Origin of the sequence: Streptomyces sp. NPDC001848, from assembly GCF_042891915.1 — a bacterium.
Taxonomy (GTDB): domain Bacteria; phylum Actinomycetota; class Actinomycetes; order Streptomycetales; family Streptomycetaceae; genus Streptomyces.
The window spans coordinates 266,181-290,596 of sequence record NZ_JBIATP010000011.1; the positions used below are offsets into that span (position 1 = coordinate 266,181).

Annotated in this window: 21 protein-coding genes and 1 pseudogene; 7 read left to right on the forward strand and 15 right to left on the reverse strand. The window is 71.3% G+C overall.

The window, feature by feature from the left end; all coding sequences use genetic code 11:
* Positions 1-77 precede the first annotated feature (77 nt).
* Both ACFYZJ_RS24020 and ACFYZJ_RS24025 read left to right on the forward strand, forming a co-directional pair.
* On the forward strand, positions 78-212 hold the full coding sequence (locus ACFYZJ_RS24020) for a hypothetical protein (RefSeq protein ID WP_103840696.1): 135 nt from the start codon (positions 78-80) through the stop codon (positions 210-212).
* 45 nt (positions 213-257) lie between these two features.
* Complete coding sequence (locus tag ACFYZJ_RS24025; protein ID WP_388571118.1) at positions 258-626, forward strand: VOC family protein; 369 nt, start codon at positions 258-260, stop codon at positions 624-626.
* 5 nt (positions 627-631) lie between these two features.
* Here the strand turns inward: ACFYZJ_RS24025 and ACFYZJ_RS24030 are convergent, their stop codons facing one another.
* From ACFYZJ_RS24030 to ACFYZJ_RS24040, 3 genes are all read right to left on the reverse strand, one after another.
* Positions 632-1,105, reverse strand: a complete 474-nt coding sequence (locus ACFYZJ_RS24030) for a GNAT family N-acetyltransferase (RefSeq protein ID WP_388571120.1) — start codon at positions 1,103-1,105, stop codon at positions 632-634.
* A 185-nt stretch (positions 1,106-1,290) separates the two neighbouring features.
* Positions 1,291-2,148, reverse strand: coding sequence for an esterase/lipase family protein (locus ACFYZJ_RS24035; protein ID WP_388571122.1), 858 nt, complete (start codon positions 2,146-2,148; stop codon positions 1,291-1,293).
* Between the two features lie 192 nt (positions 2,149-2,340).
* Complete coding sequence (locus ACFYZJ_RS24040) at positions 2,341-2,790, reverse strand: MarR family winged helix-turn-helix transcriptional regulator (RefSeq protein ID WP_388571123.1); 450 nt, start codon at positions 2,788-2,790, stop codon at positions 2,341-2,343.
* Between ACFYZJ_RS24040 and ACFYZJ_RS24045 the strand changes: the two are divergent.
* Positions 2,771-3,144 (forward strand): annotated as a pseudogene (locus tag ACFYZJ_RS24045) (cupin domain-containing protein). The gene ACFYZJ_RS24040 and the pseudogene ACFYZJ_RS24045 overlap by 20 nt on opposite strands.
* A 3-nt stretch (positions 3,145-3,147) precedes the next feature.
* Here ACFYZJ_RS24045 and ACFYZJ_RS24050 read toward each other — a convergent pair.
* The 8 genes from ACFYZJ_RS24050 to ACFYZJ_RS24085 form a co-directional block, all read right to left on the reverse strand.
* A complete protein-coding gene (locus ACFYZJ_RS24050; protein WP_388571125.1) occupies positions 3,148-4,122 on the reverse strand; it encodes a hypothetical protein in 975 nt (324 codons plus the stop codon).
* Positions 4,119-7,553, reverse strand: coding sequence for a DNA polymerase III subunit alpha (locus ACFYZJ_RS24055; RefSeq protein ID WP_388571127.1), 3,435 nt, complete (start codon positions 7,551-7,553; stop codon positions 4,119-4,121). Before ACFYZJ_RS24055 ends, ACFYZJ_RS24050 begins: the two co-directional genes overlap by 4 nt.
* Before the next feature lie 238 nt (positions 7,554-7,791).
* Positions 7,792-8,658, reverse strand: a complete 867-nt coding sequence (locus ACFYZJ_RS24060) for a slipin family protein (RefSeq protein WP_388571232.1) — start codon at positions 8,656-8,658, stop codon at positions 7,792-7,794.
* 183 nt (positions 8,659-8,841) lie between these two features.
* Positions 8,842-9,747 (reverse strand): S1 family peptidase, encoded by a 906-nt coding sequence (locus ACFYZJ_RS24065; protein ID WP_388571129.1) that lies wholly within the window; start codon positions 9,745-9,747, stop codon positions 8,842-8,844.
* A gap of 228 nt (positions 9,748-9,975) precedes the next feature.
* Entirely contained in the window at positions 9,976-10,758 is a 783-nt protein-coding gene (locus tag ACFYZJ_RS24070) for a DUF1684 domain-containing protein (RefSeq protein WP_388571131.1), read from the reverse strand.
* A 138-nt stretch (positions 10,759-10,896) separates the two neighbouring features.
* Positions 10,897-11,844 (reverse strand): LLM class flavin-dependent oxidoreductase, encoded by a 948-nt coding sequence (locus ACFYZJ_RS24075; protein ID WP_388571133.1) that lies wholly within the window; start codon positions 11,842-11,844, stop codon positions 10,897-10,899.
* A 43-nt stretch (positions 11,845-11,887) separates the two neighbouring features.
* The gene (locus tag ACFYZJ_RS24080; protein ID WP_388571135.1) at positions 11,888-13,645 is read right to left on the reverse strand and encodes an FAD/NAD(P)-binding protein; all 1,758 of its coding nucleotides are present in this window, start codon (positions 13,643-13,645) and stop codon (positions 11,888-11,890) included.
* Positions 13,642-14,490 (reverse strand): amino acid ABC transporter permease, encoded by an 849-nt coding sequence (locus ACFYZJ_RS24085; protein ID WP_388571137.1) that lies wholly within the window; start codon positions 14,488-14,490, stop codon positions 13,642-13,644. Before ACFYZJ_RS24085 ends, ACFYZJ_RS24080 begins: the two co-directional genes overlap by 4 nt.
* 410 nt (positions 14,491-14,900) lie before the next feature.
* Between ACFYZJ_RS24085 and ACFYZJ_RS24090 the strand changes: the two genes are divergently transcribed.
* The gene (locus ACFYZJ_RS24090; RefSeq protein WP_388571138.1) at positions 14,901-15,857 is read left to right on the forward strand and encodes an ABC transporter substrate-binding protein; all 957 of its coding nucleotides are present in this window, start codon (positions 14,901-14,903) and stop codon (positions 15,855-15,857) included.
* Here ACFYZJ_RS24090 and ACFYZJ_RS24095 read toward each other — a convergent pair.
* The gene (locus ACFYZJ_RS24095; RefSeq protein WP_388571140.1) at positions 15,817-17,100 is read right to left on the reverse strand and encodes a nitrate- and nitrite sensing domain-containing protein; all 1,284 of its coding nucleotides are present in this window, start codon (positions 17,098-17,100) and stop codon (positions 15,817-15,819) included. The two genes, ACFYZJ_RS24090 and ACFYZJ_RS24095, sit on opposite strands and share 41 nt — an antisense overlap.
* A 586-nt stretch (positions 17,101-17,686) precedes the next feature.
* Between ACFYZJ_RS24095 and ACFYZJ_RS24100 the strand changes: the two genes are divergently transcribed.
* Positions 17,687-18,124 carry a cell division protein SepF gene (locus tag ACFYZJ_RS24100; protein ID WP_388571142.1) on the forward strand — a complete coding sequence of 146 codons (438 nt, stop codon included), beginning with the start codon at positions 17,687-17,689 and terminating at the stop codon, positions 18,122-18,124.
* A 42-nt stretch (positions 18,125-18,166) separates the two neighbouring features.
* On the opposite strand, the gene ACFYZJ_RS24105 is transcribed toward ACFYZJ_RS24100, so the two are convergent.
* Positions 18,167-19,357 carry an acyl-CoA dehydrogenase family protein gene (locus ACFYZJ_RS24105; RefSeq protein ID WP_388571144.1) on the reverse strand — a complete coding sequence of 397 codons (1,191 nt, stop codon included), beginning with the start codon at positions 19,355-19,357 and terminating at the stop codon, positions 18,167-18,169.
* 103 nt (positions 19,358-19,460) lie between these two features.
* Positions 19,461-21,074 carry an MFS transporter gene (locus tag ACFYZJ_RS24110; RefSeq protein ID WP_388571146.1) on the reverse strand — a complete coding sequence of 538 codons (1,614 nt, stop codon included), beginning with the start codon at positions 21,072-21,074 and terminating at the stop codon, positions 19,461-19,463.
* A 258-nt stretch (positions 21,075-21,332) separates the two neighbouring features.
* Here ACFYZJ_RS24110 and ACFYZJ_RS24115 point away from each other — a divergent pair, with 258 nt between their 5' ends.
* Together ACFYZJ_RS24115 and ACFYZJ_RS24120 are read left to right on the forward strand one after the other, a co-directional pair.
* Positions 21,333-22,505 (forward strand): glycosyltransferase family 39 protein, encoded by a 1,173-nt coding sequence (locus ACFYZJ_RS24115; protein WP_388571148.1) that lies wholly within the window; start codon positions 21,333-21,335, stop codon positions 22,503-22,505.
* Positions 22,506-22,744: 239 nt separating this feature from the next.
* Positions 22,745-23,764, forward strand: coding sequence for a phosphatase PAP2 family protein (locus ACFYZJ_RS24120; protein WP_388571150.1), 1,020 nt, complete (start codon positions 22,745-22,747; stop codon positions 23,762-23,764).
* 106 nt (positions 23,765-23,870) lie between these two features.
* Here ACFYZJ_RS24120 and ACFYZJ_RS24125 read toward each other — a convergent pair whose 3' ends face one another.
* A complete protein-coding gene (locus ACFYZJ_RS24125; protein WP_388571152.1) occupies positions 23,871-24,086 on the reverse strand; it encodes an I78 family peptidase inhibitor in 216 nt (71 codons plus the stop codon).
* Between the last annotated feature and the right edge of the window lie 330 nt (positions 24,087-24,416).

The window sequence follows — 24,416 nt, forward strand, 5'->3', positions numbered from 1 at the left end:
TCGACCGATGAGGAACCCTCGCCGAAAGGGTCTACCTCCGCGCAAACGCGGAACCCGGTAGGCACAAGGAGGCAGCCATGCGCCGAGTGACCGTGCACAAGCCCCTGAAGAGGACCGACTCCCGCCGGACGCGCGAGGAAGCCGACGAGCGCCCCACGGAGCGCCCGGAGGTCCGCAAGGACATCGCCCGCATCTGGTGGCCGGACGGCTGACCTGGGACGTAGGGGCTGTCTTTGTCCGACCGTCACGGAGGTTGCGTGCCCCCGCAGCTGAGACTCACAGCGATCACGCTCGACTGCTCCGACCCGTTGGCACTGGCCGCGTTCTACCGGCGGGCCACCGGGCTGGAGCTCCACCCCGAATCCAACGGGGACTTCGCCGGACTCACCGGTGAGGACGGGCTCCTCATCGGTTTCCAGCGGGTCGACGACTACCGGGCCCCGCGCTGGCCGGACCAGTCCGTGCCGCAACAGATCCACCTCGACTTCGCGGTCGACGACCTCGACAAGGCCGAGGCACTGCTGCTGGAGTCGGGCGCGGACAGACCGGAGTACCAGCCGGGCGGCGACAGATGGCGGGTCCTGACCGACCCGGCCGGGCATCCCTGCTGCCTCGTCAGGCGCTGATGCCCTCAAGCCAGTCGCTTGCGGTAGTGGAAGCGGTCGTACGGCCCGTCGACGCGGCGCTCGACGACCTCGTATCCGTACCTGGGGTAGATCGTCCGGTTCTCCCACATCAGCGCGTTCGTGTAGAGCCTGACCTCGGTCAGGCCGAGCGCACGCGCGCGGGCGTCCACGAAGGCCAGCAGCCGGCGCCCCACACCCCGGCCCTGGACGTCGGGATGCACGGCGATGCTGTCGAGGAAGAGATGGTCCTCGAACGCCGCCACCACCACAATGCCGTTCACGGGCTGTCCCGTCACGAAAACCCGCCCCGCGGCCACGTCGCCCGCGTGGTCCGCCTCCATGGGCTTCGGCACCACTCCGATACGCGCGATGTAGTGGTGGTACGCGGCGTCCGTCACGGCCCGTACCGCCGGTACGTCGGTGGCGAGGGCCCGCCTGACCTCCTCGGTCGTCCCGGCGTCTTCGGTGGCATCTGTCATGGGCCGAACGGTACTTACCTGATCGCAGGCTCAGCATCCCCTTAACGGGACCATAAGGATCTCCACCACCGGCCCCGAACAGGCGATTTCCCGGCTTCCTGGGGCTAGCTTGCGGTACGCCCCCCACTCCGGGACCTGTCCGGCGGCTCAGGCCGGACAGGCCCCGGCGGGCTTCACCGGAACGTTCAGCTGAACGCCGACGCGCAGGTGGTCTCGGTGGCGTGGGCCGGATCGAGGGCGTTGGCCGCCTCGTGGAAGGCGATCCGGTCGGACAGCCCGATCGTGACGTGCTCCGAGAAATCCACCCCGCACAGGTCCTGCAACAGCACGTTGTGGACGTCGGATCCGCTCAGGAACTGCGAGCGGTACGGCGTGACCACCTCGTCGTACTTGGTGGCGATGACCGTGTAGTGGACGCCGGCCACGGTGTCGCCTCCCGCGTTGAGCTTGGCGAGGAAGGCGGACCCGGCGACCTGGTCGGCGAGCCCGGGCGTCGCCGCGGAGAGAAGGTCCTGCGCGCCGGGGAAGTACGGCAGCAGGTTGGTGAGTCCGTCCAGGGTGGTGCCGTGGTTGTCGGGCGCGATGCCGACGAGGGTGTTCACCTTGGCGGCGCCGCCGAGGAACTTGAGGTAGTAGCGGGGCATCATGCCGCCCTGGGAGTGGCCGACGACGTCGACCTTGGCGGCCCCGGTCGCGGCGAGCACCTTGTCGACGAAGACGGACAGTTGCTCCGCCGACTTGTCGATGGGGCCGAGGCCGTAGAAGAGCGGGACGCCCGGCAGTTGACCGTAGTCGAGCGAGAAGACGCAGTAGCCGCGGTCCTCCAGGTAGGGGGCGAAGGCCAGCCAGTTGTCGACGGAGTTCGCGAAGGTCCCGTGGACGAGGACGACCGGGCGGGGGTGGGCGGCGGAGGGCTTGCAGGAGTAGTCGTTCCAGCCGGTGCTGGGGGCGGCGGCCTCGGCGGTGGCGGCGGGGACGAAGGCGACCGCGGCGGTCAGCGCCAGCGCGGCAAGCGGTCTGAGCAGGCGTTTCCAGGGCAGCATCGGGTGATCTCCTCGCGGCTCGGGGAAGGAGCGATGACCTTGCGCCCTGTGATCCGGATCACGGGATGCTGTTCACTCGTCAAGTTACGAACGAGTAGGTGACAAGTGAAGTTACGCGTCAGTAAAAACTTCCAGTGGTAGCTGAACCGGGCCGCGATTCCTGGTAATGCCCTGAACGTATGCGACGACTCTTCACCAGACGGGTTTGACCGGCCCATAGGGCGCGATACGCAGCAACTGGCGACGAAGGGAGCGGATTTCGCGCTCACCGAGCAGCTCGACCCATGGCCGTACGGCGTCCGCCGCGGCCTCCTCGGCGGCCCGCGTGCAGGCCCACCCGCGCTCGGTCAGCACGATCAGCCGCGCCCGCGCGTCCTCGGGGTGAGGCCGCCGCTCCGCATACCCCTTCCGCACGATCTCCTCGACCAGCCGACTGGCGGCCTGCTTGGTCACTCCGAGGTGGGCGGCCGGCTCCGTGACGGTCGCCCCGTGCGGGGCCAGTCGCGCGAAGGCGAACCCGTGCGCGGGCCGCAACCCCTCGAAGCCACGGGCGACGACTCCGTCGTGGATGCGTTGCGTCAGCTCGCCGGCGACGGCGAGCAGGGCCCGCTGGGAGGCACCCATGCCCGTCGTCCACTCCATTCAAGCCGTCGTCCACGAGATGCACGGCGCCCGCTTCGTCTCGTACGCCACTCCCCTGAGCGGGAGCAAGGAACTGTGCGCCTGGCGAGGGGAGATCCCCGCCGGGACCCGTGCCCCCGCCACACCGTCAACCGGGAGGAGAGCTTCCATCTGCTCGACGGGGAGCTGCTGATCACGCTCGACGGTCGCGCCGAGCGGATCACCGCGGGCGACACGATGATCATCAATTCCGGCACGACCGTCGGTGTCGAGAACCCCACGGACGAGGTCGCCGTCTCCTGGGTCACCACCTCCATCGGTCGGGAGGCGGTGCTCGAGGACGGCACGCGCATCACACCCCCGTGGGCGAGCTGACGCCTACGCGGCCAGCGACCCCCGTATCACCGCCCGTGGCCCGAACTTGGCCCGCGCCCGGTCCGCGACCTCCTCGATGCGGCGGACCTTCTCGTCCACCGGGTCGAAGGTGAGCTGGTGGGCGGCGTGTTCGGCGGAGCTCAGGTCCTCGGCGCGCAGGGCGATCGCACGGACGCGGGCGCGCTGCAGGCCGAGTGCCTCGTACATGCGGTACGCCTCCGCGGTGAGCGCCGCCGAGTGCGCGGTCGGCTCGGCGAGGGTGCGGGTGCGGGTGGTCGCGGAACGGTCGGCGTAGCGGACGGTGAGGGTGAGCCTGCCGCACACCCGCTCCACGGCGCGCAGCCGGGCACCCAGTTCCTCGGTGGCCGACAGCAGGGCGCTGCGGTGCCGGTCCGGGTCCAACTCGTCGCGCCGGAAGGTGCGTTCGGTGGCCAGCGAGCGCGTGACGGCGTTGGGCACGACCCGGCCGCGGTCGACGCCGTGCGCCTTCTCGTGCAGTTCGCGGCCGACCCGGGCACCGACGAGCCGCTGTACCGTCGACAGGGGCGCGGCGGCGAGCCGGCCGATGGTGTCGAGCCCGTACTCGCACAGCGTGCGGGCGGTGGTGCCGCCGACCCCGGGCAGCGCGCGGACCGGGCGGTCGGCCAGGAACTCCGCGATCGCGTGCGGGTCGCCGGGCACCACCCGGATCTCGCCGGGCGCCGCCTCCGCGAGGGCCATGCGGGCCAGCATCGGCCCGGGCCCGGCCCCGATCGCGCAGTCCACCCCGTGGTGCGCGAGGGCCCGTACGCGGATCAGCCTGGCCAGTTCGACGGCGTCCCGTCCGAAGTACCGTTCCGCTCCCCCGAGGTCGGCGAGCGCGGCGTCGGGCGGCAGCGCCTCGACGACGGGCGTGAACTCCTCGAGGAGCCCGAGCAGCCCGGGCAGGGCCGCCTCGTACATCTCGGGCAGCTGGAAACGTACGCAGAGGATGGTCATCCCGCACTCCCCGGACTCTGGTGCCACAACTTCCTTCCGCCCGCCGGGCCCTCGCCCGCGGGACGCATGTCGGCCCAGGGGTTCATCTCGTACCCCGTGGGCATCCGGATGCGCCGGCCCTTCGCCGCGTCGCCGTCGCCGCCGTCCGACGGGTGCGGTACGGGCTCCGCCAGTCGCGCCGCCACCTCGTCGAGGCCGCCCTGCGCCCGCAGCTCCATCAACTCGGCGAGGTTCCAGGCGGCCGAGCCGACCACGCTGAGGCTGCGCGGTCCGCGCCGCTGCACCACCCCGCGCACCAGCAGCAGCCAGGAGTGGAAGACCGTGTGGGCGCAGGTGTCGTGGGAGTCGTCGAAGAAGGCGAGGTCGACCAGCCCCGTGCCGTCGTCGAGGGTGGTGAAGATGACCCGCTTGCCGGAGCGGATCGGCGGGGTCTGGGTGGCCGCCTTGGCGCCCGCGACCAGCACCGTCTCGCCGTGCCGGGCGTCGCGCAGCCGGCGTGCCGAGATCACGCCCAGCTCGTCGAGGAACGTGCGGTAGTCGTCCATCAGGTTGCGCGAGGCGTCCATGGACAGCACGCCCAGCTCGGCGCTCAGCCGCTCCGCCGAGGAGAGGTCGGGCAGCCCGGCCGGCGCGGTCCTGCGTCCGCCCGCCAGGGGAAGCTGGCCGCCGCCCGCGCCCCGGGAGCCCCGGTGCAGTTCGGTCAGGTGCAGTTGCAGGTCACGGCGGTTGGCGCCGAACGCGTCCAACGCGCCGACCTGGGCGAGCCGCTGGGCGAGGGGACGGCTCGGCCGGGCCCGCTCCCAGAAGTCGAGCAGCGAGGCGTACGGCTGCCCGGCCTCGATCCGCTTGGCCTCGACCTCGCTGATGCCGTGCACGTCGGAGAGGGCGAGGCGGAGGCCCCAACGCCCCATCGCATCAGGTGATTCAGACACCAGTTCGATGCGGTGGGCGACGCCCGACTTGTTCACGTCCAACGGCAGGATCGGCACCCCCCGGCGCCGCGCGTCCGCCAGCAGCAGCCGCTTCGGGTACATCCCGGGGTCGTGCGTGAGCAGGCCCGCGTAGAAGGCGGCCGGGTGATGGGCCTTCAGCCACGCCGACTGGTACGTGGGGACGGCGAAGGCGACCGCGTGCGCCTTGCAGAAGCCGTAGGAGCCGAACGCCTCGACGATCTCCCAGGTGCGCTGAATCGTTTCTGCGTCGTACCCCCTCGCCGCCGCCCGCTGTGCGAACCACACCCGGATCCGCCCCTGCGCCTGAGGGTCGGACAGCCCGCGCCGCACCTGGTCCGCCTCGCCCCGCCCGCAGCCGGTCATGATGTCGACGATGTGGATGACCTGCTCGTGGAAGACGACGACGCCGTACGTCTCCTTCAGCGGCTCCGCCAGGTCCGGGTGCGGGTAGCGGACGGGCGCCCGCCCGTGCCGGGCCTCGATGAACGGCCGCACCATGTCGGCCGCGACCGGCCCGGGCCGGAAGAGGGAGATGTCGACGACCAGGTCGTGGAAGGTCGCCGGCTGGAGCCGTCCGACCAGGTCCCGCTGGCCCGGCGACTCGATCTGGAAGCAGCCCAGCGTCTCGGTGGACCGGATGAGCTGGTACGTCGCCGGGTCGCCCGGCGCCAGGGAGTCCAGGTCGATCCGCCTGCCCTGGGTCCGCTTCACCTCCGCGACGGCGTGCGCCATGGCGGACTGCATCCGCACCCCGAGCACGTCGAGCTTGAGCAGCCCGAGCTCCTCCACGTCGTCCTTGTCGAACTGCGACATGGGGAAGCCCTCGCCGCTGGTCGGCATGACCGGCGTACGGGACAGCAGGGAGGCGTCGGAGAGCAGGACCCCGCACGGGTGCATGGCGACCCCGCGCGGAAGGGCGTCCAGGGCCTCGACCAGCTCCCACAGCAGGCCGTACCGCTCCTTCTCCCCCGCCAGCCGCCTCAGCTCGGGCAGCTCCTCCAGCGCCGCCCGGGCGTCGCGGGCGCGGATGTGCGGGAAGGACTTGGCGATGCGGTCGATCTCGGCCGGGTCCATGGACAGGGCGGCGCCCACGTCACGGATGGCGTGCCGCACCCGGTACGTCTCCGGCATCGCGACCGTGGCGACCCGCTCGGTGCCGAACCGGTCGATGATCGCCCGGTAGACCTCCAGACGGCGCGCGGACTCCACGTCGATGTCGATGTCGGGCAGGGCGGTGCGCCGCCTGGACAGGAAGCGCTCCATCAGCAGCCCGTGCTCGATCGGGTCGGCGTGCGCGATGCCGAGGAGGTGGTTGACCAGGGAGCCCGCGCCGGAGCCGCGCGCCGCGACCCGGATGCCCATCGTCCGTACGTCGTCCACGACCTGGGCGACGGTGAGGAAGTAGGAGGCGAAGCCGTGGTGGGCGATGATGTCCAGTTCCTCGTGCATCCGCTCCCAGTAGTCCCGGCGGCCGGCGTAGCCGCGCAGCACCATGCCCGCCGCCGCCCGGGAGGCGAGCGCGCGCTGGGCGGTGCGGCGGCCGGCGCCGACGAGGTGCGGTTCGGGGAAGTGGACGGTGCCGATGCCGAGGTCGTCCTCGGGGTCGACCAGGCACTCGGCGGCCGTGACCCGGGTCTGCTCCAGCAGGCGGTGGGCGGTGTCGCGGCGGAAGCCGGCCGCCTCCACCACCCGCTCGGCGATCTTGAACATGGCGCCCGGGTCCTTGAGCCAGGCCTCGCCGGAGTCCAGCTCCTTGGTGGGGTCGAGGGGGACCAGACGGCGGGCGGCGTCCAGGACGTCGGCGACCGGGCCGAGACCGGGGTCGGCGTACCGGACGGCGTTGCTGAGCACGGGCCGGACGCCCTGCTCGGCGGCGAAGCCGACGGTGCGGGCGGCCAGGCGCAGGGAGCCGGGGCCGGTGCCGGTGCGGCCGTGCCAGACGGCCTCCAGGCGCAGCGCGTCGCCATAGACCTCACGCCAGGGCGCGAGCAGCTTCGCCGCGCGGTCGGGGCGTCCGGCGGCGAGGGCGCGGCCCACGTCGGAGTCGGGGCCGAGCAGGACGGTCAGGCCGTCGGCGTGGTTGTCGGCCCAGGGCAGCAGCGGGGTGCCCTCGTGGCCGTGGGCGGCGGAGACCAGGCGGCACAGGTCGGCCCAGCCGCGGGCGCCGTCCCGGGCGAGGAAGACCGCGCGGGGGGTCGACTCGTCGATGAAGGCACCACCGCGCACAGGGGTACGGCGCCTCTCGCGCCGCACCGGCTCGTACTCCGCCACCGCCAGCTCCGCCCCGAACAGCGGTCGGACCCCCGCCGCCGCGCATGCCTTGGCGAACCGGACCGTGCCCGCGAGGGTGTCCCGGTCGGTGAGCGCGAGGGCGTCCATGCCCAGCTCACCGGCGCACTCGGCCAGCCGCTCCGGGTGCGAGGCGCCGTACCGCAGGGAGAACCCGGAGGCGGTGTGCAGATGCGTGAAACCCGGCACACGCACCTCCCGTACCCGTGAGCCACCCACACGACTCTCGAACGCCCGTTCCCATCTCCCCCGCCCCCACCATAGACCAATTTTCGAACTCTCGTACGACACCCTTCCCCGGCGCGTCACAGGTACAAACAGGGCAATTCGTACACGTGAGAGTCCCCGCTCCCGGCGTGCGGGCACAGGGACTCCGTCGGCAGTGCGAGCGGGACGTTCCGCCCCGATCCCTTCGGCAAAGGCCGGATCAGGGTTCTCCCTGCACAGCCACCCCGGTCTGGTCCTGTCCGGATTTCACCCCTCCAGGGTCCGGAATCAAGCCAGAAGCAGGATGGGGCCGAGGCGGCGCCGTCGGCTGCTGTGCCCGCTCCAGGAACCTGAGCAGTTCCACCGGGAAGGGCAGCACCAGCGTCGAGTTCTTCTCCGCCGCCACCGCCACCACCGTCTGCAGCAGCCGCAGTTGCAGTGCGGCGGGCTGGTCGGACATCACTCCGGCCGCCTCCGCCAGCTTCTTCGACGCCTGGAGTTCCGCGTCGGCGTTGATGACGCGGGCCCGCCGCTCGCGGTCGGCCTCGGCCTGCCGGGCCATGGACCGCTTCATGGTCTCCGGCAGCGACACGTCCTTGATCTCGACGCGGTCGATGGTGACGCCCCACTCCACGGCCGGGCTGTCGATCATCAGCTCCAGACCCTGGTTGAGCTTCTCCCGGTTGGAGAGCAGGTCGTCCAGTTCGCTCTTGCCGATGATGGACCTGAGGGAGGTCTGCGCCATCTGCGAGACGGCGAACCGGTAGTCCTCGACCCGGACGATCGCGTCGGCCGGGGAGGTCACCCGGAAGTACACCACGGCGTCCACCCGGACCGTGACGTTGTCCCGGGTGATGCCCTCCTGCGCGGGCACCGGCATCGTCACGATCTGCATGTTGACCCTGCGGAGCCGGTCGACGAGCGGCACGACCAGCGTCAGCCCGGGTCCCCGCACCTCGGGCCTGAGCCGCCCGAGGCGGAACACCACTCCCCGCTCGTACTGCTTGACGACCCGGAGCGCCGCCATCGCGTAGACGGCCCCGGCGGACGCGAGCGCCGCCCCCGCCGCCACCAGCTCCTCGACCATGCCGGCCCCCAGGGTCCGAAGTGGGCGCATCAGGTGTGTACTTGGCGCCTGCTTCGACGGTAGACCCGTGACGCGACAAGGGCGAGCCCCCGCACGCGGGTTGCGTGCGGGGGCTCGCCTGCTGCCGGATGCAGGTCAGGCCGTGCGGGCGACCGGCCCGAAGGGCCTTGGCGTTCCTCCGTGTCAGTAGACGTGGACGCCGTAGGCGCTCAGGGCCTCGGTGACCGGCTGGAAGAAGGTCGTGCCGCCGGAGGTGCAGTCGCCGCTGCCACCGGAGGTCAGACCGTAGGCGATGCCGCTGTTGGAGTAGAGCGGGCCGCCGGAGTCGCCGGGCTCGGCGCAGACCGTGGTCTGGATGAGGCCGTAGACGACGTCCCCGTTGCCGTAGTTCACCGTGGCGTTGAGCGCGGTGACGCGGCCGCTGTGGATGCCGGTGGTGGAGCCGCGGCGGTAGACGGTGGTGCCGACGGACGGGGTGGCCGCGCTGGTGATGTCGACGCTGCCCACGGTGCCCGGCTTGGACACCGAGCTGTTGGTGTAGCGCACGATGCCGTAGTCGTTGCCGGGGAAGCTGGAGCCGGCCGTGGTGCCGAGCGTGGTGGAGTGCGAGGAGTTCGACCACCAGGTGCCCGCGCCGTCGGTGCAGTGACCGGCGGTCAGGAAGTAGTAGTTCCCGCTGTTGTCCTGCACGTTGAAGCCGAGCGAGCAGCGCCAGCTACTCGCATAGATGGCGTCGCCGCCGGAGATCAGCTTGTTGAACCTGCCCGGGGTGTGCTTGATCGTGAGGGCGCCGGCGTTGCCGCCCGCCTCCTGCTTGATCTTGGCGATCTCGGCGTTCGAGACCGTGCTGTCGACGGTGACGACGACGCGGTTCGTCTTCGGGTCGACGGCCCAGGCGGTGCCCGGGACATCGGCCTTGAGCACCGAGTCGCTCGCCCTGGTCAGCTGGTTCGCACTGAAGGTCTGTGCGGAGCTCGCGTTCGCGCTGGGGACCGTGAACGCGGCCGCGGCCAGGAGCCCGGTGGCCACGGCGATCAGCCGGGTCCGTCTCGCGAGGCCGCTCGTGGGGTTGGTGCGCTTGAACCTCACTTGTCGTTCCCCTCCAAGGGAAGTCGGGGGCCCACTGTGGGGGATGGGGCCCGTGAGTCGCAGCCGGGGGCCGTGTCATCCGGATTCCGGACACGCCGTGCCCCTGACAAGCGCTGTGGGGGAGTATTCGGCCGCCCGACCGAACGGCGCAAGGCGCCTTTCGGCCGTACAGTCTTTAACCTCTCTAGGGCCCAAAGAGGTTGACAGGGGCCCGGTGACGACTTGTGTCTACAGCAGGGCGCGCTCCCCCGCCTCGATCGCGACGCCCAGCGTGTTGCCGGGGGGCGGGAAGGGGCAGAGGAAGTGGTCCGCGAAGGCGCAGGGCGGCAGCAGCGCGCGGTTGAAGTCCACGGTCGTGCGCCCCTCGGCGTCGGGCGCGGGCGGCCGCAGGAACCGGAAGCGGAAACTGGTGTCCCCGCTGGTGGCGTCGGCGAACACGGCCCACAGCGAGCCGTCGCCCTCGACCGACACCTGGAGTGTCAGGTCCTGTCCGTCGAGGGTGAAGGCGAGCACTCCGCCGAGGCCGAGCCCGCGATGACGCCCGTCGGCGTTCTCGACGCGGACGGTGCGGCTCTCCCCGTACGGGGTGAAATGCCCCTCGACGGACCAGCGCGGATCGTAGGGTGTGGCGTCGATGCCGCGGAAGGCCCGGCGTGTCGGGGCGGCCGGGTCGTAGGCGCGCACGCCCCACACGCCCTCGCGGGCGAGGACGACCAGGCGGCGCTCGCCGGCCGCGACGCGGGCCGCGCTCACCGGTCCGCCGTCGGGGTCCAGGCGGACCTCACCGGTGAACGGCCGTCCGTCGACCGCCAGTCCGTCGGTCTCACCGGCCGTCAGCACCACCGCGTCACCGTCGTCCGTCCACCGCCCGGGAATGTCCGGAATACGACCGTCCGGATAGTCCTCCAGCCAGTAGGTACCGGTCAACGCGAGCGGCCCGTACGGCTCCGACACCTGCGCGGTGCGGTGCTCGTGCCACAGCTTCCACTCGTCGGATGCGTCCGTCGTCATGTGGTCAACCCTTCCATACGGGATCCGCGTGCCCGGGGTGCGAGCGCAGCGTGGTGGGATGCGGTACGAGGAAGAACCCCTCGGCGGCGCCCGATCGGACGAACGCCTCCCTCGGGGGACGTCGGACGGAGTGCGGTGTCATGACGTTCCCCCTGTCACGACGTACCGGTGGGCGGGCCCGGGCAGACCCAGGTGCTCCCTGAGCGTGCTGCCCGGATAGAAGGTGCGGAACAGGCCTCGGTGCTGGAGCAGCGCGACCGTGCCGTTGACGAGCCGCTCCAGGTCACGGCGTGGCTCGGCGGGTGTGAGGTGGAAGCCGTCGACGACACCGGCCGCATGCCAGTGGGCGATCAGTTCGGCCAGGTCGACGGGGCCGCCGCGGTAGAAGGGGCCCTGCGCGGTCTGCCGGGGGCCGCCCCCTCCTCCCTCAAGTTCTCGGCTTCGCTCGAACAGGGCGGACCCCCATCCGGGTTCGGCCACGTGTTCGCCGTCACCCAGGTCGACGGTGAGGCTCGCCAGGAAGCGCAGGGCGTCCGGTTCTCGGCCGAACTCGCGTGCCGCGTCCCGCAGTTCGTCGCGTACGGCGGCGGCCTGCGCGGGGCTCGTGACGCGGGCGAGTGCCACGTCGGCGTGGCGCGCGGCGCTCGAACGGGTGCGTACGTCGGTGGCGTCGACGACGTGGACCGGGCGGCCCTGCGGGGACCCGGAGTCCTCCCACCCCTCCAGCAGCCGGGTCTCTCCCTCGGCCGCCGGCAGGTCGAGGTGCCGGCCGGCCCGGCCGCCGCTGACCCGGTCGAGGGTCGCGAGGGCCGCCCGGGCGCGGGACGGCTCCGTGGACGTGCGGGGCACCAGGCCGATGCGGCGGGTGGCGGGAGCGACGCGGGTCAGCACGGCGAGCGCGTCGAGGCCCGGCGCCCCGGAACCGTCGGGGCCGAGCCATGCGGAGTCGTCGCCGAGCGTCACGAAGTCGAGCGCACCGCGCTCCGCGAGCCGTACCGCCTCGGCATAGGGGTCGGCATCACGGGCCTCCCGCTGGTCGACGGCGGCGGCCAGGTGCAACAGCCCCCGGCCGTGCGATGAGGTCATCTCGAGTGAAACCTTTCTGTGGCTGGCTGTGACTGACTGGACGTCACAGCGCCGTGGACGGGCGGCACAGGACGGTGAGCGCGGCCCGTGCCGCCGCGTCGTTCTGCCGGAACGCGGGCCCGCCGGTGCGGGGCCGGGTGAACGCGCCGGAACCCCGGGCGTCGGTGTGCGGGCCGAGCGCGAAGCGCCGTGGGTGCGGGCGGCCGGAGCGGTCCAGCACGCGCCCGTCGGCGGGGTCGACGGCGAGCAGTCCCTCGGCGGTGGCGGCGGCGCCGTCCGCGTACAGCGCCCGCAGCAGCCGGTCGCGGGTGCGCTCGACCGTGGGGTGCGGCAGCCGCGCCTCGACCAGCGCACGGGCCTCGACGAACGCGCCGGGCACAGTGCCGCTGGACGCCCGGAAGACGCCGTCCTCGGCCGTGACGCTCATGTCGGCGCCGAGGAACCTCAACACGCCCGCGCGGGACAGCGCGAGCATCTGCCGCAGCCGGGGCCCGGGCGGACCGGAGGCCAGGTAGCTGAAGAAGCCGTGCCACCAGGAGCCGATGTCACCGAGCCGCACCAGTTGCCCGTAGACGGAGAGGAGTGCGAGGAAGACCGCGAGGTCCGGACTGTGGGCGGGGTCGTGACGCCGGGCCAGGTCGGCCTCGATGTAGCGGCGCAGGCCGTCCTGGAGGTCGTCGTGGGACGCGTGGCGCACGCCGTCCAGTGGACGGTCGAGAGCGGTCAGGTCCAGGCGGTCGGCGGGGTCGGGGACGGCGGCGGCCACCAGCGCGGGCAGCGAGGCCGCCTCCGCCACCGCGTACTTCTCCTCGAAGTCCGTCCAGGCGACCGCGGTGCGGTCGGGATGGGCGGTGAACAGCCGGTGGTAGTGGGCGAAGCCCAGCTCCTTCTCGACCAATGGCCACACATCGCGCCGGAAGTCGAAGCCCTCGGGGCGCGCCAGCAACGCGTCGACCTCGGCGGGCCCGAAGAACCGGGGCAGCGGCGGCCTCTCCCCCGTCCAGTCGTAGCCGATCTTGGAGTGGTAGGGCACGCCGCGCCGGGAGCCGACGTACAGGACCGGTTCACGTCCCGACGGCACGTACGCGTCTCCCTCGTACCGTCCGCCGCGCCCCTCGGTCAGCAGCACCATGAGATCGACGAAGGCGAGCCCGAAGCCGCGGACGAGGACCGGCTCGCCGGCCTTCAGCGGCGACAGGTCGCTGTCGGCCGTGAAGTCGGGCGGCAGGTGGACGAGGCCGTGCTCGCGGGCGTACGACGCCAGCGCGCGTTGTTCGTCGTCGAGTTCCGCGTCGAGGTGACCGAGTGTGAGGACCACGAGGTCGGCGGTCAGTGGCTCGGACCGCCCCTCCAGCCAGACCCGTTGCCGGCCGTCGCGCGGACCGTCGACCCGGACGGCGAGGCAGGGGTGGTGGTGGACGCGGACACCGTGCGGCAGCGCGGCGACCGTCTGTTCGTACACCCAGCGCAGGTACGTGCCCTGCCGCTGCCGGTCGGCGAACACCCGGCCGTCGACGCCCGCCCACTCGTGCAGGGTTGGGCCCTCGCGCACCGGACCCTGCATGGTCACCGTCTCGTCGGTGAACATGGTGACGTCCTCGGCCTGGGAGTTCATCCACAGCAGCGGCGACTGTGCCTCACGCCAGATGCGTCCCGCGCCGGGCGGATACGGGTCCACCAGGTGCACGTCCAGCTCGGAACCGGCATACAGCTCGGGCGCGTTGGCGGCGATCCGCTCCAGGAAACCGGTCCCCCGCGGTCCGGCCCCCACGATCACCAGCGAAGGTCGGTCACCGCTCATGGTGTGCGCTCCGCACCGCGCGCGTAGTACTTCTCCACGTAGTACTGGCCGACGCTGAGCACCGAGGTGACGATGACGTACCAGAGGGTGGCCACCATCAGCAGCGGGATGACCTGGTAGGTGCGGTGGTAGATCAGCTGCGCCGAGTAGAGCAGGTCCTGGACGGCGATGACGCTGACGATGGAGGTGCCCTTGAGGGTGCCGATCAGCATGTTCGCGGCCGGCGGCACGATGGACCGCATCGCCTGCGGCAGCACGATCCGCCACCAGCGCTGCCACCGGCTCAGACCGAGCGCCTGCGCGGCCTCGATCTGGCCGCGGTCGACGGAGAGCATGCCACCGCGCACCACCTCGGCGGCGTACGCGGCCTCGTGCAGCGTCAGGCCGACGACGGCGACCGTCACCGGGCCGAACAGGTTCACGGTCTTCACACCGAGGATGTACGGGTACAGGGCGCCGATGTTGAACCAGAACAGCAGCTGCACCAGGATCGGCACCGAACGGAACAGCCAGACGTAACCCCAACTCACGCTTTTCAGTACGGGGTTGGCGGACATCCGGGCCGCGGCGAGCAGGGTGCCCAGCGCGAAGCCGAGGCCCATGACGACCGCGGTCAGCCAGAGGGTCAGCCAGAGGCCGCGCAGGACGGCCGTGGAGGTGAAGTAGGCGCCGACGACGTCCCACTGGAACGCCTCGTTGCGCACGATGGAGGTGAGGGCGAACCCGAGCAGGACCAGGACCACGAGGGCCGCGACCCACTGACCGAGGTGGCGCCGCGGGACGAGGCGCGGGGGTACGGCTTCTTCGGCAGCCGCGGCCGGTTTGGCGAGGGTCTCGGAGGACATGCGAAGGCTCCGTGATACGTCGAGTCGAACACGGGTGGGTGCCTTCACACAGGCGCTGTACGGCCGAGCCCCTCAGCAGGGCCGTGCCCCGAGCGTACGTGGCCGTTTCCCCGCACTGTCAAGGCCGTCCACACTGTGAGCCATGCGTCTCAAGTCGGTTGACGCGGAAACGGATGCCTGTTCCACTTGACGCATGCGTCCACAGCAGCGGCTCGTCACCCGCTCCCACATCGACTTCGGTCGCGTGTGGTCCTGTTCCTGTTGAGCTGACGCCCTGCACGCCCTGACGCCCTGATCCGCAGGGCCACTTTCGCGTTCCCCCACGCGTTTTCCACGCCTTCACACGCGCCGCCCTCCCCTCTTCGCGTTCCCTCGCGCGCTTCACTTCCGGCTCAGGAGACCGCTGACCCATGCGTACGTCGACACGTACAAACAAGAGGCTTTTGGCCCCCTTTGTCCTTGCTGTCTCGGCAGCTCTGTCGCTCACCGCGTGCGGTTCCGGCGACGCCTCGGGATCAGGCGGAACCGATGCCCAGGCCGCGGCCAGAACCGGGAAGATCCCGGCCACGGACGTCGTGTCGGCCATCAAGACCTACGAGCCCGCCGCCAAGCTGCTTCCGGCGGGCGTGCACCAGCTCACGGTCGGGGTCGCCGTCTCCGGCCAGTTGCCGGGCACCAGCTATCTCGACGACGGCAAGACGCTCGTCGGTCAGGACGTCGACTTCTCCGACGCCGTCGCCAAGACGCTCGGGATCGAGCTGAAGCTCGAACCGGCGAGCTTCGAGGCGATCCTGCCGGCGCTCGGCAGCGGCAAGTACGACTTCGGTGCGAGCAACTTCGGTGTGACCGACGAGCGGCGCAAGACGATCGACTTCGTCACCTACATCAACGACGGCCAGGGCTTCGCCGCCCGCAAGGACAGCGACCTCACCAGAATCACGAACCTCAAGCAGCTGTGCGGCCTGAACGTGGCGACCGGCGCGGGCACGACCTTCGAGGCGACGCTGGAGGCGAACAAGCACGTCTGCACGGACGCGGGCAAGAAGGCCTACGCCGTGCAGACGTACAGCGAGTCGGGCGCGCTGTGGTCGTCCCTGCAGCAGGGCCGCAGCGATGTGGTGATGTCGACGATCAACGGCCTGCGGTACGCGGTCGCTCAGCAGCCGGGGCTGAAGTTCCTGAACGAGTACCACCGCCTCGACGTCGGTTTCGCCTTCAAGAAGGGCACTCCGCTGGCAGCGGCGTTCCAGGCCGCGGTGAACCATCTGATCGCCGACGGAACGTACGAGAAGATCCTGAAGAAGTGGGGGACGACGGAGTCGGCGATCAGCAAGTCGCGGATCTCACCTCCCGAGCTGAAGAACTGAAGGGTCCCTCCCCGCCTCCATCGGGTGCGGGGCGCAGGAGTCCCTGCTCGGTGGCGAGGTCGAAGGCGACACGCTGCACACGGTCGAACGCCTCGGCGACGTCGCGCACCTCGGCCCCGGCCCGGCCGGGCACCGCGAGCGGTGCCGGTGGGCCGGGGTGCTCGACCCAGGTGCCGCTCCGCACGGCGGCGACAGCGCGCGGCAGCTGGGTGGCGGCCACCTCCAGGGCCTGCTGGGCGAGGGCGGCGAGCGGGGTGGAGACGGAGCGTACGCAGTCGAGGGCGAGGTGGCCGAGCACGGCGACGGTACCGAGCGCGAACAGGACGAACAGCAGCAGGTCCCGCTGGGCGGCGCTCTCGAGCGCGGCGGCGCGCTCCTCCACGTCCTTGCCGAGCGAGATCTGCACCGCGCGCAGTCCGTCGTCGGTGGAGGTCATGGACTCCCACCAGGCCATCGGAGGAATGCCGGGCGTGCCGAGGCGGCCGTCCGCGTGCACGGCGACGCTCTCGTAGGCGAGGGCGCGTTCGGCCTCGGGTGTGCCGAGCACGGCGTCGAGGCCCCGTCGCCGGGCGGCGGTGGCGTAGCGCCGAAAGCTCTCCAGGGCGGCGAGCCTGGCCGCGCGCAGCTGCAGGAACCGGCCGTAGTCGTCGCCGCGGAACCGTCCGGCGCGTACCGAGCCCAGAACGATGGCGCGCTCCTCGTCGATGGACTCCTTGGCGTCACCGAGGATGCGGAGCGCCTGGCAGGCGGTGCGGACCCGGACGTCGTACACGTCGCCGAGGCCGAATTCGAGCCGGTCGAGGACGGTGATGCCGGCGCTGAAGGAGGCGAAGGTCTCCTGGACGGTGCCGGTGCCGTCGTCGGCGCGCCGACGGACCGCGGTGAGCCCGTCGAGCCGTCCCAGGGACGCGCGCAGGGAGGCGGCGGCATCGTCGCGGCCCCGCGACGCTCGTTCCAGCCGGGCGCGGGCGGCGTCGGTGGCTTTGCGCTGCGTGAGCAGCTTCGTGCCGAACTGCCGTACGCCGCCGACGTACCCGGTCGTCAACCCACGCTCCTTCTGCAGCTCGTGGACGAGCCCCTGGACGGCGATCTCCAGCTGGGCGTGGTCGGCGGTGACGGCCGCGTCGCGGTGTTCGGCGATCTGCTGGGCGGCGGCCGCGCCGAGCAGGGAGAGCAGGACGGCGAGGGCGAGGACGAGGAACCTCAGCAGCCTGGCGCGGGTGGTGGGGGGTGTGACGTCCACTGATGAAGTGCCTTAAGTGCCTTATATGGAGGACGAATGGTCGGAGGGGCAGAAAATCGTTCTGCCCCCGGGCCAACGATCTCCATGGCGCACCGGTCACCAGATCATGTTCTTGTTTTACGCGACGGACATCAGCAGTCGCAGCCACAGTCGCATCCGTCGCCGCAGGAACGGCGAGGACCGCCGTGAGGACAGGGGCCGATGGTGCGCCGCCATCCGGCGGCCCACTCGACCTGAGTCTCCGTCAGAACCGAGAGTTCGGCAGGCCGTCGTAAACACGACACCCCCCGGGTGGCTCATAGGACGTTGAGCCGCGGACGTTGAGCTGCGGCAGCTTGTCCACCACCTCGTTCACCCGTACGCACTCACCGTCACCCGGACGCCGCGACAAATCGTATTTCACTCATAGTCAGCAGGCGCTTGGCTTCGAAGTCTTGGGGCACAGGGCCTCTCGACGGATCCGCTGTGCACCAGTACCGTCACGAAACCCCCGCGCGGCGTCTATCCCCTTGGCGCCACATCCGCATCATGGACGACCATGGGGTTACGGAAGGCATGAAAAAGACCGCTGTGAGAGGAGGCGTCCATGGGATCGGTGCGCAAGGCGAGTGCCTGGCTCGGCCTCGTCGACGACAACGATGACGAGCGTTACTACGACGACGACTACGCCGAGGACCAGGAGCACGGCGACGCCTGGGTGACCGACCCGCGCGTCAAGGTCGCCTCCGACACGGCGGAGGAGAAGGGCCGCCGGATCGGCACGGTCACCCCGGACAGCTTCCGGGACGCCCGGGTCATCGGCGAGCTGTTCCGGGACGGGGTCCCGGTGATCATGAACCTCACGAACATGGATCCGGGCGACGCCAAGCGCGTGGTCGACTTCGCGGCCGGTCTGATCTTCGGCCTGCGCGGCTCGATCGACCGTGTCTCCAGCCGGGTCTTCCTGCTGACCCCCGCGAACACGGAGATCGTCAGCGGCGACGCCGCGAGCCGGAGCACCGACGGCTTCTTCAACCAGAGCTGAGGCAGGGCCGCTCACCGGCCCTGCCCGCTCCCGGGCTCCGGGTCACCGGAAGGCGTCGAGCCCGGTGAGCGCCTTGCCCAGCACGAGCTGGTGCATTTCGACGGTGCCTTCGTAGGTGAGCACCGATTCCAGGTTGGTGGCGTGCCGCATCACGGGGTACTCCAGGGAGATCCCGTTGGCGCCGAGGATCGTGCGCGCGGTGCGGCAGATCTCGATGGCCTCGCGCACGTTGTTGAGCTTGCCGAAGCTGACCTGTTCGGGACGGAGCCGTCCCGCGTCCATGCGCCGCCCGAGGTGGTGGGCGAGCAGGATCCCCTTGTGCAGTTCGACCGCCATGTCGGCGAGCTTGGCCTGGGTGAGCTGGAACCCCCCGATCGGCCTGCCGAACTGTTCCCTGCTCTTCGCGTACTCCACGGCGGCCTCGAAGCACGACCGGGCAGCCCCCATGGCGCCCCACACGATTCCGTAGCGGGCGTGGGAGAGACAGCTGAGCGGACCCTTGAGTCCCCCGACACCGGGCAGTACGGCGTCGGCGGGCAGCCGTACGTCGTCCAGCACCAGCTCGCTGGTGACGGACGCGCGCAGCGACCACTTGTGCTTGATCTCCGGAGCGGAGAACCCCGGGCGGTCGGTGGGGACGACGAACCCGCGGATGCCGTCGTCGGTGCGCGCCCAGACGACGGCGACACCCGCGACGGAGCCGTTGGTGATCCACATCTTGCGGCCGCTGAGGACCCAGTCGGAGCCGTCGCGCTTGGCGTACGTCCGCATCGAGGCGGGGTCGGAGCCGTGGTCGGGTTCGGTGAGCCCGAAGCAGCCGATGACCTCGCCGGCGGCCATACGGGGCAGCCACTGCTGCTTCTGCTCCTCGCTGCCGTAGCGGTGGATGGCGTACATGGCGAGGGAGCCCTGCACGGAGACCAGGGACCGGATGCCGGAGTCGGCGGCCTCGAGTTCCAGGCAGGCGAGCCCGTACTGCACGGCACTGGCTCCCGCACAGCCGTAGCCGCTGAGCGACATGCCGAGGGCGCCGATGCCGCCCAGCTCACGGGCGAGCTCACGGATGCCGGGCAGCTCGCCCTTCTCGTACCACTCGCCGACGTACGGCAGCACGCGGTCCGCCGCCCAGGTCCGTACGGTGTCGCGGATGGCGCGGTCCTCGGCGTCCAACAGGTCGTCGATCCCGAGCGGGTCGGCCGGGTCGAAGGGCGGCAACGTCGAGGACGCGTTCATGGGGGCAGCCTCCGTGACACTGAAAACTAGCAGCGCTAGCCGGGTGGGACGGGGCCGACGCTACGACGCGGTGCGTTCGGCGTCCAGTACCGGATCCGGGGCTCTAAGCCGAAACGCGCGAGTCGACCCGCGAGTCGGCCGCCTCCCGAGGTGCCGTCACCCCCGCAGCAGGCGACTCACAGTGCATCACCCGCGGCAGCCTCACCGCCATGACCGCACCCAGAAGCAGCAGCCCGGCGCTCACCAGCAGCGTCACATGCAGGCCGTGCACGAAGGAGTCCCGCGCGGCGTGGCGCAGCGCGGCGCCCCGCGTACCGCCCAGCCGGTCCGCCACCTCATAGGCCTCCCCCAGCGAGTGCCCCGCCGCGCGTGACGCGTGCGCCGGCACCCCGGGCACCGACGACAGCCCGGGCGCGTACGCCGCGTTCATCACGCTGCCCAGCAGCGCGATCCCGATGCCCGCGCCCAGCTGGTACGACGTCTCGCCGATCGCGGCCGCGCCACCGGACTGCTCCTGCGGCGCCTCGCTCAGCATCGACTCGTACGCCCCGAACAGCGTGGTCTCCAGGCCGAAGCCCAGCAGGACGAAACCGGACAGCAGCAGTGCGGGGTCGTCCTCCCCGCCCATCGCCGTCAGCAGGAGAACCGCCGCGGCGGTGAGGCAGAAGCCGAAGGCGACCATCCGGCGCGGGCCGAACCGGTGCAGCAGCTGGGAGCCGACCAGGCCCGCCGCCATCGCCGCGAAGGTCAGCGGCAGCAGCCTGAGGCCCGTCTGCAGCGGCGACAGGCGCAGCACGAGTTGCAGGTACTGCGCGGCGATCAGCTCCAGACCGACCAGCGCGAGCATCGCCAGCACGATGCACCCCACCGAGGTGCTGAACGCCGGACGCGCGAACATCCGCAGGTCCACCAGGGGGTGTGCGCGGCGTCGCTGCCGCCGTACGAAGCCCACCAGCAGGGCCGCGCCCACCAGCAGCGGCAGCAGGGTGGCCGGGCCGAACGGCGGCTGCCCGCCGCCGAGCCGCTTCACCCCGAGCACCAGCCCGAACAGACCGCCGGCCGCCATGAGCGCACCGGCCACGTCCCACGGCCCGTCCCGCTCCCCCTTCGACTCGGGCAGCAGCAGCCGTCCGACCGGCAGACTGACCAGCATCAGCGGGATGTTGATCAGGAAGACCGAACCCCACCAGAAGTGCTCGAGCAGGAAGCCGCCGAGCAGCGGACCGACCGCGGCGCCCACGGCGGCCACCGCGCTCCAGATGCCGATCGCGAGCGCCCGTTCGCGCCGGTCGGGGAACACCTGGCGGAGGATGGACAGGGTCGCCGGCATGATCATCGCACCGCCCACGCCGAGCAGGGCCCGCGCCGCGATCAGCACCTGGGCGTCCTGGGCGAGGGCGGCGACGCCGGAGGCGACGCCGAAGAGTCCGTAGCCGAGCAGCAGGACGCGTCTGCGGCCGATCCGGTCGCCCAGCGTGCCGAACAGGATCAGCAGCGAGGCGCAGACGAGCGGATAGGTGTCGACGATCCAGAGCAGTTCTATCGCGCCGGGCTTGAGGTCCTGGGTGACGGCGGGCATCGCCACGTGCAGCACGGTCGCGTCGACGGCGACGAGCAGCAGGCTCACGCAGAGGACGACGAGCACGACCCAGCGGTTGGCACCGGCCCCGGCCGTCCTACGGCGCAGCCGAGCGGCGGCCGTGGTCGTCCCGGACATGTACGTACCTCCCAGATGATCCCTCGCTTCGGCGGATCCACGGGGTGGGGACCTCCCCGCGGTAGCGGCCGGGAGGAGCGGTACTCCGGGCCCACGCAACGAAGCGAGTGAGTGGTCAGCGTATGCGAGTTCCCCCGGCCGTCGGGTGGCAGACCTCTCACGTTCGACTGGGAGAAAGTGTGGTATGCACCACGCCGCTCTCGGTCCACCACGCCCGGCTGGCCGCTCCGGTTCCGTACGGCGCCGATAATCGGGCAGGTGACCGATCTTGTAACGCGCCCGGTGCCGGCCCCCACCGACACCCTGCGCCGGGCCGCGCCCGCCCTCGTGGGGTACGCCGCCGTGCGTGCCCTGGGGCTCGTCGTGCTCGCCGTGTGGAGCGCGGCGCGCGGCACGAGCCCGCACACGCTGCTGAGCGCCCGTTGGGACGCGCTGTGGTACAGCCGGGTCGCTGCGCTCGGTTACGGCTACGAGGTCCGGCTGCCGAACGGAGACGTGCACTCGAACCTCGCGTTCTTCCCGCTGCTGCCCTGGCTGGAGCGGCTCGGCTCGGCACTGACCCCGTTGTCGTACGCCGACGCGGGCCTGGCCGTCTCGACGCTCGCCTCGCTCGCCGCGGCCTGGGGGATCTTGGCCGTCGCCGATCATGTGTACGGGCGCCGCGTCGGGGTGTGCGCGGTGCTGGTGTGGGCGGTGCTGCCGGTCGGGATCGTGCAGTCGATGGCATACAGCGAGTCCTTGTTCACGGCGCTCGCCGCCTGGGCGTTGTACGCGGTGCTGAGGGAGCGCTGGGTGAGTGCGGGCGTGCTCGCGTCGCTGGCGGGGCTGACCCGTCCGGTCGGCGCGGCGGTGGTCGCGGCCGTGTGGGTGGCGGCGATCCACTCGGCGGTGCGCGACCGGGGCACGCCGCCGGCCGAACGGCCGCCCCGCGCCTCCGTCCGCCGGGTGCTGGGGATGCTGCTCGCTCCTGTCGGCGCCGCCGGGTACGTCCTGTGGGTCGGTCACCGCACCGGCCGGGGCCCGCTCGGCTATCTCGACGTCCAGGCGGGGTGGCGCAACGGCTTCGACGGCGGCTACGCCTTCGCGCGCTTCGCCGCCGCCAGGTTCACGTCCCTGGCCTCGGTGCCGGCCGGCGTGGGTCTGGTGGCCGGGATCGCGTTGATCGTCTGGCTCTACGTGGTGTGCGTACGCCAGGGCCAGCCCGTGCCGTTGCTCGTGTACGCGGGTGTGGTCACGGCGCTCGCGCTCGGCGCGGCGAGCTACTTCGGCTCGAAACCGCGCCTCCTGATGCCCGCCTTCCCCCTGCTGTTGCCCCTCGCCCGCGCTCTCGCCCGGGGACGCCCATCCAGGTCGGCGGCGGTCCTCGGCGGTGTCGCGGTGGCATCGGCCGTCTACGGAGCGTTCTGGCTGAACGGCTCGGGCCCGCCGTGATCCACTCCGCGACGCCCGGTGATCGGCCGGGGAATTGGGTCCGAGCATTCGGTGAACGAATAGATAAGGGTCATTAAAACGGGACCCCGAAGATCAATGGAATTGAGAGTCACTCCTCGCAGCACATTGCGGAATCAGTTGAAATAAACGCCCTGTTGAGAGGAATCCCACATCACATGGTCATCACAAACCCAGTGATTCGGGCGGGTCCACAGCTCACCCGCTGTAACGTCGATTGAGTGCGTACCGAACGAAAGCTGAGCCGTTGGGAGCGGGTCTTCGCCCGGCTGGACCGTGAGCCGGGCCGACCGGCCCACATCGACGTGCCCAGGATGAGCCGGCACCGAGTCGTTCTCTTCTCGGCAACTCTGGCCTTCTACTTGGCGATCGTGTGGGCCGTCGTCGTCTCCTCCTGGCTGGTCCGGCTCGACTGGCAGGTCATGTTCTTCCGGCCGTACCAGCAGTGGCCGCAGATCCACGCGTTCCTCGACTACTACGTGGTGCTCGGCCAGCGCGGCCCCACCGCGGTGATGGTCGCGGCCTGGCTCGGCTGGCGCTCGTGGCGGCAGCACACCCTGCGCCCGCTGCTCACGCTGGGCGCGGCCCTGCTGCTGCTCAACATCACGGTCGGCGCCGCCAAGTACGGCATGGGCCGTCTCGGACCGCACTACGCGACCGTGATCGGGTCGAACGAGATGTGGCGCGGCGGCGATATATTTCCCTCCGGTCACACCGCGAACGCCGTGGTGACCTGGGGCATCCTCGCCTACCTGGCCTCCACGCCACGAGCCAGACGCTGGCTGTCCGCGCTCTCGGCGGTGACCTCCCTGGGCGTCGGCATGACCACGGTCTACCTCGGTACGCACTGGCTGAGCGATGTGCTCCTCGGCTGGGCCGCGGGCCTGCTGATCCTGCTGGCCCTGCCCTGGTGCGAGTCGCCGATCGCCACCGCCGAGGTCCGCATCCTCGCCCTGAGGGACCGCCTGCGCAGCCGCCGTGCCGCCCCCGCGCCCGCTCCGGCCCCGGTCGGCTCGCCGTCGCTGGTCGTCACCCCGCGCGCCGCCGCGGAGGAGCCGGCGCCGGTGCGGGAGCCGGTGACCGCCGCCCGCGCCCCGCGCTCCCCGGCCTATCTGGCTCCGGGACCGCACATGACCCGGGCGGAGCGCACCCCGGTCACCCCCGTGGGCAGCCGCCGCCCGCCGCACTCGGACCGCGCCTCGCGCGGCACCGCCTCGGCCAGGCCCCTGGCGGGCGGCTGACCGGCGCATCTCCCGGGGGCCGGTACGCACCCACTCCCCCGCAGGGCGAAGGCCCCGGCTCACAGGAGCCGGGGCCTTCGCCATCGGTACCGGGCGGTTCGTTCGGTCAGCCCTTCCAGGAGCGCTTGACCCTGCCGCCCTCGACCTCGAAGTTGATCCGCCCGGCGAGGTACTCCATGGTGATGATCGAACCCGGCGGCAGCGAGCGGACGGTGCGCCAGCCGCGTTCACGGGCGAGCCGCTCGGCCTGCCCGGCCTCCAGGCCGACGTAACGCTCCGGAGAGTCCTCGGGTTCGGCGTCAGGTGTGGGATGGGGTGCCATGCCGCCACCGTAGGCCGCGGGCTCCCCGGGTGGAAGCCCGGAACGCCACAGCGGCCCCAGATACCCCTACGATCACGCTTCTGTCACAGGATCACGACACCCGTTTCGCCCCAACGGCGTCACACGTACGGGCGGTTCTGGTCGCGCCGCGCACGCCGCCGAACACAATTCGGGGCTAGCTTGACCACCGTCGGAAGGGGTTCGGAATAACCCCGCGGAAAGCCAGGTGCGCAGTTACCACCGCTCTTTCCATTCCGATTCCGGGATACTCCGCGCCACCTGACTCCGCATAAGAAACACACGGCTTCAGCACAGAATCCCCGTATGTCT